At 54.8% G+C, this 12999-nt stretch carries 11 protein-coding genes, 1 pseudogene and 1 riboswitch; of the genes and pseudogenes, 8 read left to right on the top strand and 4 right to left on the bottom strand.

Annotation, left to right across the window (positions count from 1 at the left end; translation table 11 throughout):
- Positions 1 to 4: 4 nt before the first annotated feature.
- The 3 genes from argB to argH all read left to right on the top strand — a co-directional run bounded on the left by argB (position 5) and on the right by argH (position 3475).
- Positions 5 to 778: an acetylglutamate kinase gene (gene argB / locus SERS4_RS0124665; RefSeq protein ID WP_012147454.1), complete on the top strand. Its 774-nt coding sequence runs from the start codon at positions 5 to 7 to the stop codon at positions 776 to 778.
- Positions 779 to 803: 25 nt separating this feature from the next.
- On the top strand, positions 804 to 2024 hold the full coding sequence (locus SERS4_RS0124660; RefSeq protein ID WP_012147453.1) for an argininosuccinate synthase: 1221 nt from the start codon (positions 804 to 806) through the stop codon (positions 2022 to 2024).
- A gap of 77 nt (positions 2025 to 2101) precedes the next feature.
- Positions 2102 to 3475: an argininosuccinate lyase gene (gene argH / locus SERS4_RS0124655; RefSeq protein WP_017894407.1), complete on the top strand. Its 1374-nt coding sequence runs from the start codon at positions 2102 to 2104 to the stop codon at positions 3473 to 3475.
- 64 nt (positions 3476 to 3539) lie between these two features.
- On the opposite strand, the pseudogene SERS4_RS26810 reads toward argH, so the two are convergent.
- Both SERS4_RS26810 and SERS4_RS0124640 read right to left on the bottom strand, forming a co-directional pair.
- A pseudogene (locus SERS4_RS26810) lies at positions 3540 to 4060 on the bottom strand (dihydrolipoyl dehydrogenase); the annotation flags it as partial.
- 121 nt (positions 4061 to 4181) lie between these two features.
- Complete coding sequence (locus SERS4_RS0124640; RefSeq protein WP_017894406.1) at positions 4182 to 4913, bottom strand: glutathione peroxidase; 732 nt, start codon at positions 4911 to 4913, stop codon at positions 4182 to 4184.
- 151 nt (positions 4914 to 5064) lie between these two features.
- Between SERS4_RS0124640 and oxyR the strand changes: the two genes are divergently transcribed.
- The gene (oxyR, locus tag SERS4_RS0124635; protein ID WP_017894405.1) at positions 5065 to 5982 is read left to right on the top strand and encodes a DNA-binding transcriptional regulator OxyR; all 918 of its coding nucleotides are present in this window, start codon (positions 5065 to 5067) and stop codon (positions 5980 to 5982) included.
- Here oxyR and sthA read toward each other — a convergent pair.
- On the bottom strand, positions 5965 to 7362 hold the full coding sequence (sthA, locus tag SERS4_RS0124630; RefSeq protein ID WP_012147448.1) for a Si-specific NAD(P)(+) transhydrogenase: 1398 nt from the start codon (positions 7360 to 7362) through the stop codon (positions 5965 to 5967). The genes oxyR and sthA overlap by 18 nt on opposite strands.
- A gap of 217 nt (positions 7363 to 7579) precedes the next feature.
- Between sthA and fabR the strand changes: the two genes are divergently transcribed.
- Together fabR and SERS4_RS0124620 are read left to right on the top strand one after the other, a co-directional pair.
- Positions 7580 to 8212: an HTH-type transcriptional repressor FabR gene (gene fabR / locus SERS4_RS0124625; protein ID WP_017894404.1), complete on the top strand. Its 633-nt coding sequence runs from the start codon at positions 7580 to 7582 to the stop codon at positions 8210 to 8212.
- 13 nt (positions 8213 to 8225) lie between these two features.
- Positions 8226 to 8594, top strand: coding sequence for a YijD family membrane protein (locus tag SERS4_RS0124620; protein WP_017894403.1), 369 nt, complete (start codon positions 8226 to 8228; stop codon positions 8592 to 8594).
- A 44-nt stretch (positions 8595 to 8638) separates the two neighbouring features.
- Here the strand turns inward: SERS4_RS0124620 and trmA are convergent, their stop codons facing one another.
- Positions 8639 to 9742 carry a tRNA (uridine(54)-C5)-methyltransferase TrmA gene (gene trmA / locus SERS4_RS0124615; RefSeq protein ID WP_017894402.1) on the bottom strand — a complete coding sequence of 368 codons (1104 nt, stop codon included), beginning with the start codon at positions 9740 to 9742 and terminating at the stop codon, positions 8639 to 8641.
- Positions 9743 to 9862: 120 nt separating this feature from the next.
- Positions 9863 to 10076: riboswitch (cobalamin riboswitch) on the top strand.
- Between the two features lie 67 nt (positions 10077 to 10143).
- On the opposite strand from trmA, the gene btuB reads away from it, so the two are divergent.
- Entirely contained in the window at positions 10144 to 12036 is a 1893-nt protein-coding gene (gene btuB, locus SERS4_RS0124610) for a TonB-dependent vitamin B12 receptor BtuB (RefSeq protein ID WP_017894401.1), read from the top strand.
- The gene (gene murI, locus SERS4_RS0124605; protein WP_012147443.1) at positions 11981 to 12844 is read left to right on the top strand and encodes a glutamate racemase; all 864 of its coding nucleotides are present in this window, start codon (positions 11981 to 11983) and stop codon (positions 12842 to 12844) included. Before btuB ends, murI begins: the two co-directional genes overlap by 56 nt.
- Positions 12845 to 12999: the final 155 nt, after the last annotated feature.

Here is a 12999-nt window from a genome sequence, read left to right as displayed (position 1 = left end):
AGCGATGAACCCGTTAATTATCAAGTTAGGTGGCGTGTTATTAGACAGTGAAGAGGCGCTGGAGCGTCTGTTTACCGCACTGGACAGCTACCGTCAGCAGCATCAGCGCCCGTTGGTGATCGTTCACGGCGGCGGTTGCCTGGTCGATGAACTGATGAAAAAGCTTTCCCTGCCGGTGGTGAAGAAAAATGGCCTGCGTGTGACTCCGGCCGATCAGATTGACATTATTACCGGCGCGCTGGCCGGCACCGCCAACAAAACCTTGCTGGCGTGGGCCATCAAGCACCAGATTAATGCGGTCGGCCTGAGCCTGGCGGATGGTGGCAGCGTGACTGTCACCCCGCTGGATCCAGCGCTGGGCCACGTGGGCAATGCGCAACCGGGTTCCCCGCTGTTGCTCAATACCCTGCTGGGCGCCGGTTATCTGCCGGTGATCAGTTCCATCGGTATTACCGCCGATGGGCAGTTAATGAATGTGAACGCCGATCAGGCAGCGACGGCTCTGGCCGCCACGCTGGGTGCGGATTTGATCCTGCTGTCGGATGTCAGTGGCATCCTCGACGGAAAAGGGCAACGCATCGCAGAAATGACGGCGCAAAAAGCGGAACAACTGATTGCCCAGGGCATCATCACTGATGGTATGGTGGTGAAGGTGAATGCGGCGCTCGATGCGGCCCGCACCCTCGGTCGCCCGGTAGATATCGCCAGTTGGCGCCATGCCGATCAGCTTCCTGCACTGTTTAACGGCGTGTCAATTGGCACCCGGATCCTCGCTTAAATATAGAATTAAAAAGGAAAAGACCATGCAAAACCAAGGCATCAAAAAAATCGTTCTGGCGTACTCTGGCGGTCTGGATACTTCGGCCATCATTCCCTGGCTGAAAGAAAACTACGGCGGCTGCGAAGTGGTAGCCTTCGTGGCGGATATCGGCCAGGAGCGCAGCGATCTGGAAGGTGTGGAGCAAAAAGCCCTGCAATCCGGTGCCTCTGAGTGCCACGTGGTTGATCTGCGTGAAGAATTCATCCGTGATTACGTTTACCCGGTACTGCAGACCGGCGCCCTGTATGAAGGCAGCTACCTGCTGGGCACCTCCATGGCGCGCCCGATTATCGCTAAAGCGCAGGTTGAACTGGCGCTGAAAGTGGGTGCTGACGCGGTGTGCCACGGCGCAACCGGTAAAGGTAATGACCAGGTGCGTTTCGAAACCACCTATACCGCACTGGCCCCACATCTGAAAGTGGTTGCCCCTTGGCGTGAGTGGAACCTGCGTTCCCGTGAAGCGCTGCTGGACTACCTGAAAGAGCGCAACATCCCGACCACCGCGTCGCTGGAAAAAATCTACAGCCGTGACGAGAATGCCTGGCATATCTCTACCGAAGGCGGCGTGCTGGAAAGCCCGTGGAACGCACCGAACAAAGACTGTTGGGTCTGGACTGTCGATCCGCAGGAAGCGCCGGACCAGCCTGAGCAAGTGACCATCACCGTAGAGAAAGGCTGCGTAGTGGCCGTTAACGGTGAAGCTCTTAGCCCGTACAAATGTCTGGAAACCCTGAACGTGCTGGGTGCCAAGCATGGCGTGGGCCGTATCGATATCGTAGAAAACCGTCTGGTAGGCATCAAATCCCGCGGCTGCTACGAAACCCCGGGCGGCACCATTATGGTGGCGGCACTGCGTGGCGTTGAACAGCTGGTGCTGGATCGCGACAGTTTCAAATGGCGTGAGCAACTGGGCCTGGAAATGTCTTACGTGGTGTACGATGGCCGTTGGTTTGCTCCACTGCGTCGTTCACTGCAGGCCTCCGCCGAAGCGCTGGCCGAAGAAGTTAACGGTGAAGTGGTGTTGCAGTTGTATAAAGGCCAGGTGACGGCGATTCAGAAGAAATCCGCCAACAGCCTGTACTCCGAAGAGTTCGCGACCTTCGGCGAAGACGAAGTTTACGATCACAGCCACGCGGGCGGTTTTATCCGTCTGTTCTCACTCTCTTCACGCATTCGCGCGCTGAACGAGATCAAGAACAAGTAACTTATTAATTATTCGGCGTGACTTGATAGGGGCGCAGCGTGCTGCGCCCCTATTCGCATAAAAATCAGGAGTAAGGTATGGCACTTTGGGGCGGACGGTTCAGTCAGGCGGCAGATCAGCGGTTCAAACAATTAAACGATTCTCTGCGCTTCGATTATCGCCTGGCGGAACAGGACATTGTGGGTTCGGTGGCCTGGTCGAAAGCGCTGGTCACCGTCAACGTATTGACGGCAACCGAGCAGCAGCAGCTTGAGCAGGCGTTGAACGGGCTGTTGGCAGAAGTGCAGGCCGATCCGCAGGCGATTGTCAGCAGCGATGCAGAAGATATTCACAGTTGGGTGGAGCAGAAGCTGATCGACCAAGTCGGCGATCTGGGCAAAAAACTGCACACCGGCCGTAGCCGTAACGATCAGGTCGCGACCGATCTGAAATTGTGGTGCAAACAGCAGATCGGCGAACTGCATCAGGCCATCGTGCAGTTGCAACAGGCGCTGGTGGAAACTGCCGAAGCCAATCAAGACGCGGTAATGCCGGGTTATACCCACCTGCAGCGCGCGCAGCCGGTGACCTTTGCCCACTGGTGTTTAGCCTATGTGGAAATGCTGGCGCGTGACGAAAGCCGTTTGCAGGACACGCTGAAGCGCCTGGACGTCAGCCCGCTGGGCAGCGGTGCGCTGGCCGGCACCGCCTATCCGATCGACCGTGAACAACTGGCCGGTTGGCTGGGCTTTGCTTCGGCCACCCGTAATAGTCTGGACAGCGTTTCCGACCGTGATCACGTGCTGGAGCTGTTATCCAATGCTTCTATCAGCATGGTGCACCTGTCGCGCTTTGCCGAAGACCTGATTTTCTTCAACAGTGGCGAAGCTGCCTTTGTCGATCTGTCTGACCGTGTGACTTCCGGCTCATCGCTGATGCCGCAAAAGAAAAACCCGGATGCACTGGAGCTGATCCGTGGCAAATGTGGCCGCGTGCAGGGTGCATTGACCGGTATGATGATGACGTTGAAAGGCCTGCCGTTGGCATATAACAAAGACATGCAGGAAGACAAGGAAGGGCTGTTTGACGCGCTTGATACCTGGATGGATTGCTTGCAGATGGCTGCGCTGGTGCTGGATGGCATTCAGGTGAAACGTCCGCGTTGTAAAGAAGCGGCGGAGCAGGGTTACGCCAACTCGACCGAACTGGCGGACTATCTGGTCGCCAAAGGCGTGCCGTTCCGTGAGGCGCACCATATCGTCGGTGAAGCGGTAGTGGAGGCCATTCGTCAGGGCAAGGCGCTGGAAGCCCTGCCGTTGACTGATTTGCAGAAGTTCAGCGCAGTGATTGGCGACGATGTGTACCCGATCCTGGCACTGCAGTCTTGCCTGGATAAGCGCTCGGCCAAAGGAGGCGTTTCTCCTCAGCAGGTCGCCAGCGCGATCGCCGCAGCGAAACAGCGTTTGGCTTAATTAGGTTACTCAGTATCAAGGGCGCAGTTCATAGGCAGAACTGCGCCCTTTGTTTTTAGAAAGATTACTCGCCCGGGCAGCGCTGGCAGCGTTCGGCCTCGGCCTCACCCAGCTTAAGCTTGGCCTGCAGATCGCGCAGCGCGGTGCGCAGACCTTCTTCGATCACCGGATGGTAGAACGGCATGTCCAGCATCTGATTGATGGTCATTTGCTGCTGATGCGCCCAGGCCAGCAGATGGGCGATATGCTCGACGTCCGGCCCCATCATCTCTGCACCGAGGAAACGTCCGGGCCCTGTTCGCCGTAGACGTGCAGGATACCTTTGTTACGTAGTATCACGCGTGAACGTCCCGGCAATGCGCGCCTGATCTCCGGCGTCTTGCCGTGTAAATCCTGATAACGGATAAACACTTTGTCGCCTTCGCGCTGCATCATCTCCACTTTCACATCGGCATCAAGATAGAACTCTTCGCCCAGGGTTTTAGCAGCGTAGTTGCGTACCGTGCTGTCAGTCAACGGACCGACGGCGCCGCCAACGCCAAACACTTTGGTCTCAACCCCGAGACGATGAAGCGCCACCGATAACGGCGACGTCAACATTCAACAATTTCATATCCGCTCCTGAAAGCTAAAAAAAGGGCGGGCCGGAGCCCGCCAAAAGTTCACGTTGGCTTTGTTATTACTTATAAATGTTATTACTTATAAATCAGGCTGACAGGAAGTTTTCCAGGTTATCGCTACCGCCAATATGACGGCCGCCGATGAACACCTGCGGTACCGTGGAACGGCCGCTGACGGCGCGCAGGCTGACGGTCGTTGCGTCCTGACCCAGTACAATCTCTTCATACTGGATGCCACGTTCCTGCAGCATTTGTTTGGCTTTGGTGCAGAACGGGCAGCCCGGCTTGGTAAACAGGGAAACCGACTCTTGCACTTTGAATTCCGGTGCCAGGTATTTCAGCATGGTGTCGGCGTCAGACACTTCAAACGGGTCGCCCGGCTTGTTGGGCTCGACAAACATTTTTTCCACTACGCCGTTACGTACCAGCATCGAATAACGCCATGAGCGTGGGCCAAAGCCCAGATCGGCTTTTTCGACCAGCATGTTCATGCCTTTGGTGAATTCACCGTTGCCGTCCGGCACAAAGGTGATGTTTGCAGCATGTTGATCGGCTTTCCAGGCGTTCATCACGAAAGTGTCGTTCACCGAGACGCACAGAATGCTGTCAACGCCGTGCTGTTTGAATACGCTGGACAGCTCGTTGTAGCGTGGCAGGTGGCTGGAAGAACAGGTTGGGGTGAACGCGCCCGGCAGTGAAAATACGATGACGGTTTTATCTTTAAACAGGTCGTTGGTAGTCACATCGATCCATTGGTCACCCTGGCGGGTGTGGAAGGTGACCTGAGGAACTTTTTTGCCTTCTTGACTGGTAAACATCAATTAACCCTTTAATTAGGAAAAATAATTTCTAGCTGACAGCGTACTGCCGCTTTGTTGGGACACATTATCGACCTCGGGGCTTGATAGTTCTAATCGCTCATTGCTATCTTATCTATCGCCATGAGCTATCGTGGTCTGGAGGGAAACAATGAATATTCGTGATTTAGAGTACCTGGTCGCCTTGGCCGAGCACCGGCATTTCCGCCGTGCCGCCGATTCATGCCATGTTAGCCAACCCACGCTCAGTGGGCAGATCCGCAAGCTGGAAGACGAACTGGGTGTGATGTTGCTCGAACGCACCAGCCGCAAGGTGTTATTTACCCAGGCGGGTCTGTTGCTGGTGGAGCAGGCACGTACCGTGCTGCGCGAAGTCAAAGTGCTGAAAGAGATGGCCAGCCAGCAGGGCGAAGCCATGTCCGGGCCGTTGCATATCGGCTTGATCCCCACCGTCGGGCCTTATTTGCTGCCGCAGATCATCCCTACGCTGCATAAAACCTTTCCCAAGTTGGAAATGTACCTGCATGAGGCGCAAACCCAACAGCTGCTGGCGCAACTCGACAGCGGTAAACTGGACTGTGCGATCCTGGCGTTGGTGAAGGAAAGCGAAGCCTTTATCGAAGTGCCGTTGTTTGATGAGCCAATGAAGCTGGCGGTGTACTCCGATCACCCATGGTCGCAGCGTGACCGCGTGGCGATGCCGGACTTGGCAGGGGAAAAACTGCTGATGCTGGAAGATGGGCACTGCTTGCGCGATCAGGCAATGGGCTTTTGCTTCCAGGCCGGTGCCGACGAGGATACCCATTTCCGGGCGACCAGCCTGGAAACGCTGCGCAATATGGTGGCGGCGGGCAGTGGTATTACGTTGTTGCCTTCATTAGCGGTACCGCCGCAGCGCGAGCGTGACGGCGTGTGCTATCTCGACTGTTATAAACCTGAACCCAAGCGCACCATTGCGCTGGTGTACCGCCCCGGCTCCCCATTGCGCAGTCGTTATGAGCAATTGGCCGAGGCGATCCGCGAGCACATGCAAAACTACCTGGGTACTACGCTAAAACAGGCGGTTTAAGCCGTTCAGCGCTGCCACCCGGTAGGCTTCGGCCATGGTCGGATAGTTGAAGGTCGTATTAACGAAATACTCGATAGTATTGCCTTCACCTTTCTGTTCCATGATCGCCTGGCCGATGTGAATGATCTCCGCCGCACGCTCACCGAAGCAGTGGATCCCGAGGATCTGCAGGGTGTCGCGATGGAACAGGATCTTCAGGCTGCCGACGTTCATCCCGGCAATCTGCGCACGCGCCAGATGTTTGAACTGGGCGCGGCCCACTTCATACGGCACCTTCATCGCTGTCAGTTCCTGCTCGGTTTTACCGACGGAGCTGATTTCCGGAATGGTGTAGATACCGGTGGGGATGTCTTCAATCAGATGCCCGCTGGCTTCGCCTGAAGCAATCGCCTGCGCGGCAATACGGCCCTGATCGTAAGCGGCAGATGCCAGGCTTGGATAACCAATTACGTCACCCACGGCATAAATGTGCGACAGCGCAGTCTGGTACATGCTGTTCACTTTCAGCAGGCCACGGCTGTCTGATTCCAGACCGACGTTCTCCAACCCCAGCGAGTCGGTGTTACCGGTACGGCCGTTGGCATACAGCAGGCAGTCCGCTTTCACTTTTTTGCCGGATTTCAGGTGAACAATCACGCCGTCGTCGGTGCCTTCGATCTTCTCGAATTCTTCGTTGTGACGGATCACCACGCCGTTGTTCCAGAAGTGGTAAGACAGTGAGTCTGACATTTCCTGGTCAAGGAACGCCAGCAGGCGATCGCGGGTGTTGATCAGATCGACCTTCACGTTCAACCCGCGGAAGATAGATGCATATTCGCAGCCGATAACCCCGGCGCCGTAAATGATCACGTGACGCGGTTCGTGGTTCAGTTCGAGAATTGAATCGCTGTTGTAAATGCGCGGATGGTTAAAATCGACGCTCGACGGATTGTAAGGGCGCGAACCGCAGGCGATCACGATATGGTCGGCGCGGATAGTGTCCTGAGTGCCATCCATATAGCTGACGCTGACGGTGTTGGCGTCGATAAAGCGTGCGTCGCCGGCAAACAGCTTGCATTGGTTACGCTCATAGAATCCCTGGCGCATCCGGGTTTGCTGGTTAATCACGTTATCGGCATGGCGCAAAATATCAGGGAATGTCGCGCTGAGCGTGCGTGAGTTGTTATAAAGCGGGTTCTGGTTGAATTCGATAATGCGGCTAACGGCGTGGCGGAGGGCTTTGGACGGGATGGTACCCCAGTGGGTACATCCGCCGCCTACGTTATTGTACCGTTCGATAACGGCCACGCGGGCGCCCTGTTTCACCAACCCCATAGCGGCACCTTCACCACCAGGGCCCGAGCCAATAACTATGGCATCAAATTGATAGTGCTGTTGCATAGGGGAGAGACCTGTCTTAATTACAAAATTACAACGGTATCTTAACATCATAGCGCTGAGTGCCCAATCACCATTAGGCTTTTTGAGGCAAAGCACAAATGGTGCAGGCGGAAACTGTGACAGGGCGCGTTTGTATAAATGCTGTTGCAATAAAATTTGCTATATTGCCGGGTCTACGGCGTTAGACTGACAAAATGGATCTTATCTGGATATGCATATGGGCGTCAGAGCACAACAAAAAGAACGGACGCGTCGTTCCCTCATCGAGGCGGCCTTCAGCCAGCTAAGCGCCGAACGCAGCTTCGCCAGCCTGAGCCTGCGTGAAGTCTCGCGTGAAGCGGGCATCGCACCGACGTCATTCTACCGTCACTTTCGTGACGTGGATGAGCTGGGGCTGACCATGGTTGATGAGAGCGGCCTGATGCTGCGGCAACTGATGCGTCAGGCACGCCAGCGTATTGCCAAGGGCGGCAGCGTGATCCGCACCTCGGTCTCCACCTTTATGGAGTTTATCGGTAACAATCCCAACGCCTTCCGTCTGTTGCTGCGTGAGCGCTCCGGTACCTCGTCGGCCTTCCGTGCGGCGGTAGCGCGTGAGATCCAACATTTTATCGCCGAACTGGCAGATTACCTCGAGCTGGAAAACCATATGCCGCGCAGTTTTACCGAAGCGCAGGCGGAAGCCATGGTGACTATCGTATTCAGCGCCGGTGCTGAAGCGTTGGACATCGATCTCGAACAACGGCGTCGGCTTGAGGAACGTTTAGTGCTGCAACTGCGGATGATTTCCAAAGGTGCTTATTATTGGTATCGCCGCCAACAAGAAAAAGCTTCTGTATCCCACGTATAAAAGGTAGAAAGCGATGGAAAAACCAAGCCGTGAGAATGGCACCTTACTGCTGGCGTTGATTGCCGGCCTGTCGATCAACGGTTCGTTCGCCGCGTTGTTCAGCTCGGTGGTGCCGTTTTCGATTTTCCCTATCCTGACTTTGGTGTTGGCGGTTTACTGTCTGCACCAGCGTTATTTGCACCGTGCGATGCCGGACGGCATGCCCAAGCTGGCCGCAGCGACCTTCCTGCTGGGGGTGTTGTTGTACAGTGCGATCGTCCGGGCCGAATACCCGCAGATTGGCTCTAACTTCCTGCCGGCGATCATTTCCGTGGCGTTGGTGTTCTGGATTGGAATCAAGCTGAAGGCGCGCAAGGTGCTGGATGAGAATACGCCGGCCTGATGGGCGTAAAGCAGGGGCGCAGCAATAATGGCGCCCCTGTCAGATTAAACGCGTTTTTCCAACAGTACGCCGCATTCCATATGATGGGTGTACGGGAACTGATCGAACAGCGCCAGGCGGCTGATGCTGTGGGTTTCCTGCAAGGTCTCCAGATTGGTGCACAGCGTTTCCGGGTTGCATGAGATATACAAAATACGCGGATAGGCCTGCACCATCTTCACCGTTTCATCGTCCAGCCCACTGCGTGGCGGATCGACGAAAATGGTTTCGCAGTTATAGCTGCTTAAATCGATACCCTTCAACCGATTAAACTCACGCACTCCGTTCATCGCCTGGGTAAAGTCTTCCGCAGCCATACGGATAATCTGCACGTTATCGATCTGGTTGGCCGCAATATTGTACTGTGCCGCAGCGACCGAAGGTTTGGCGATTTCGGTAGCCAGCACCCGCTCGAAGTTACGCGCCAATGCCAAAGAGAAGTTACCGTTACCGCAATACAACTCCAGCAAATCGCCTTTAGAACCGGTGGTGACGTCCAACGCCCATTCCAGCATCTGTATATTCAACGCCGCATTCGGCTGGGTGAAGCTGTTTTCCACCTGGCGATAGATCATGTCGCGGCCGGCAACCGGCAGCACTTCGTCTACATAATCCTGATCCAGCATGATTTTCATTTTAGACGCGCGGCCAATCAGTTGCAGGTCAAAGCCCTGCGCGCGCAGATCATCACGCAGCTTTTCTGCCTGCTGCTGCCATTCGTCGTCCAGTTTGCGGTGATACAGCAGTGAGGCAATGATTTTGCCGCTGCGGGTCGACAGGTAGTCAATCTGGAAAAGCTTGCGGCGCAGAATCGGCTCCGGCTTGATGGCAGCGATCAGGGCGCTCATCAGGCGGTTAATCAATTCACTGGCGGCAGGAAATTTGTCGACGCGGATGCGTTGCTTGGTCTGCTGATCAAACATGATGTGGTACATCTCGTCTTCATCATGCCAGATGCGGAATTCGGCGCGCATGCGGTAGTGGCTTACCGGCGAGCGGAACACTTCCGGCTCGGGTGCCGTGAACGGTGACATCAGCGTTTTCAGCCGGGCAGTTTTCTCCGCCAGTTGGTCATCGTAACGTTCAATAGGCAAATTCTCGGGCGTCATGTTTCTTCTCGTCAGGCAAAATTGATCAGCGGGGATTGTAGGGAATCAGTCCGTGAAGTCCAGTTTTGTCGTGTTTATTATTTGTAACACTGATGGCAGTCTAGACATCTATTTACATTGATCGTAGCATTGTCGTCCGGCCTCAAGCAGCGAGTGAAAAGGGAATCCGGTTCGAATCCGGAGCTGACGCGCAGCGGTAAGGGGAAGTCACGGCGATAGCGTTTTACGCAGACACTGTCCATTGCAGGATGGGAAGTCATCGCCCGGTGCAGGTCGCTCACAGGCCACCCGCAACTCCCAAGCCCGAAGACCTGCCGGTGTTACGTCGCAATGTCCGTGGCCGTCGCGAAATACCGGCCATGATCCTGCGGCATCCGCCAATTAAGTTTGGATGCTTTTTCATGACAATTACAAAAAATACACTGCTGGCGGTGGTTTCTTCGATCACGGCTTTTTCTGGATGGGCGCAAGACAACACCACAGCCAAGAACAGCGATGACCTGGTGGTTTCCGCCAACCGTTTTCCGCAGCCGGTTTCTTCCGTGCTGGCACCCACCTCTGTCGTTACCCGTGACGAAATCGACCGCTGGCAGGCAAAAAGCCTGACCGATGTGATGCGCCGCCTGCCGGGCGTAGATGTGTCGCAAAATGGTGGGTTGGGGCAAACCAGTTCGCTGTTTATCCGCGGTACCAACTCCAGCCATGTACTGGTGTTGATTGACGGCATTCGTCTGAATCAGGCTGGCGTCAGTGGTTCTTCCGACCTCAGTCAAATTCCGATCTCGCTGGTACAGAAAATTGAATTCATCCGTGGGCCGCGCTCGGCGGTATATGGCTCCGATGCCATCGGCGGCGTGATCAACATCATTACCACCCGTGAAAAGAACGGTACTACGCTTTCTGCCGGCATGGGTTCAAACGGCTATCAGGCCTATGACGCCTCCACTCAGCAACAGTTGGGCGACAGCACGGTTGCGACCCTCGCCGGTAACTACACCTATACCAAAGGGTATGACGTGGTGGCGAATCTGCCAGACAGCTTTGGTAACCCGGCGCAAACTGACCGCGACGGTTTCATGAGTAAATCTCTGTATGGCAGCATAGATCATAAGTTTAATGAGGCTTTCAGCGGATTTGTTCGCGGCTACGGTTATGACAACCGTACGGCTTATGATGGTAATTACAGCTATTCCGACCCGGCACATTCAGACGCACTGCCGGATACCCGTCAGCTCTATAGCCAAAGTTGGGATAGCGGTCTGCGTTACCAGGACGGTATTTATGCCACTCAGTTGATTGCCAGCTATAGCCACAGTAAGGACTATAACTACGATCCCAAGTATGGCCCTTATTCTGCTTCTGCAACTTTGGATGATTCCACACAATACAATGTGCAGTGGGGTAATACGTTCCAGGTTGCCAATGGCAACATCAGTACGGGTGTTGATTGGCAGGATCAGAAAATTGAGCCAGGCACTGCTTATATTACCGACAGCAAGAGTCAGCGTAATACCGGACTTTATCTGACGGCACAGCAACAAATTGATGCCTTTACTCTGGAAGGGGCAGTTCGTGGTGACGATAACTCGCAATTTGGCTGGCATGGCACTTGGCAAACCAGCGCCGCATGGGAGTTTGTTGAGGGCTACCGCGCTATTGCTTCCTATGGCACTGCGTTTAAGGCTCCGAATATGGGGCAACAATACGGTAGCTTTGGCGGCAACCCGGATTTGAAACCAGAAGAAAGTAAACAGTGGGAAGGGGGTTTTGAAGGGTTGACCGGGCCGGTTACCTGGCGCGTCACCGGATATCGCAACGATATAGATAACCTGATCAGCTATGCCTCAAGCGGCTCTGGTTCTGCTTACTACAACGTTAATCAGGCAACCATTAAAGGTGTCGAGGCTACGGCTTCCTTTGATACCGGGCCGTTGACCCACCAGATTGGCTATGATTACGTTGATCCGCGTAATGCCAAAACCAACGAAGTGCTGCTGCGTCGGGCCAAGCAACAGGTGAAATATGAGCTGGACTGGCAGGTCTATGATTTCGACTGGGCCGTGACCTACCATTATCTGGGGGAACGTTATGATGGCGATTACAGTGGTTACACGACACGCACTGTCAAACTTGGTGGCGTCAGCCTGTGGGATCTCGCAGTTTCGTATCCGGTCACATCTCATCTGACAGTTCGTGGTAGAATCGCCAACCTGTTTGATAAAGATTATGAGACGGCTTATGGCTACGCTACTCCAGGAAGAGAATACTACCTCACTGGAAGCTATACCTTCTAACACCACCGCGAAGACCCGTCCGACGGTACTGGTATTTGATTCCGGCGTCGGCGGGTTATCGGTGTATCAAGAGGTTCGGCAACTGCTGCCGGACCTGCACTATATATACGCTTTCGATAATGTGGCGTTTCCCTACGGTGAGAAATCCGAAGAGTTTATTGTTGAACGCGTGCTGGAGATTGTCAGTGCGGTGCAGCAGCGCCATCCTCTGGCGATAGTCATCATCGCTTGTAACACAGCCAGTACCGTATCCTTACCGGCCTTACGTGAACGCTTTACCTTCCCGGTCGTTGGTGTGGTACCTGCCATCAAACCTGCCGCCCGTCTGACTGCCAATGGCGTCGTCGGCCTGCTGGCTACCCGCGGTACCGTACAGCGCACCTATACTCATGAGTTGATTGCCCGCTTCGCCACCGATTGCAAAATTGAGCTATTAGGGTCCTCAGAGCTGGTGGAGCTGGCAGAGGCCAAGCTGCATGGCGAAGCTGTACCATTGCCAACGCTGAAGAAAATCCTGCATCCATGGCTGAGCATGCGTGAGCCGCCGGATACTGTAGTTCTCGGTTGCACCCACTTCCCTTTATTAGCAGAAGAGTTAATGCAGGTGTTGCCTGAGGGAACCCGGCTGATCGATTCCGGCGCGGCAATCGCCCGTCGTACCGCCTGGTTGATCTCGACACAGGAAAATCTGGTGTCTACGCAGGAAGATAATCTGGCGTATTGCATGGCGTTAAATGAAGACACTGACGCTTTATTGCCCGTTCTGCAGGGATATGGCTTTAAATCGTTGAAAAAACTGCCTGTTTAAGACCGTTTTGGTTAAACATTCAACGGTCGGAAAAAATATTGAAATTAGGGGTTGCGGCGTTCTGAGAACTCCCTATAATGCGCCTCCACTGACCGGGAACAACGACTCCTCTAACGAGAACCAAGTCGCCCAGCCAGGAAGAAGCAAGCCGGTGA

Source organism: Serratia sp. S4 (assembly GCF_000347995.1).
Classification (GTDB): domain Bacteria; phylum Pseudomonadota; class Gammaproteobacteria; order Enterobacterales; family Enterobacteriaceae; genus Serratia; species Serratia quinivorans.
Note: the sequence above shows the minus strand (reverse complement) of the source record. Positions and strands in the feature narration are given on the sequence as shown.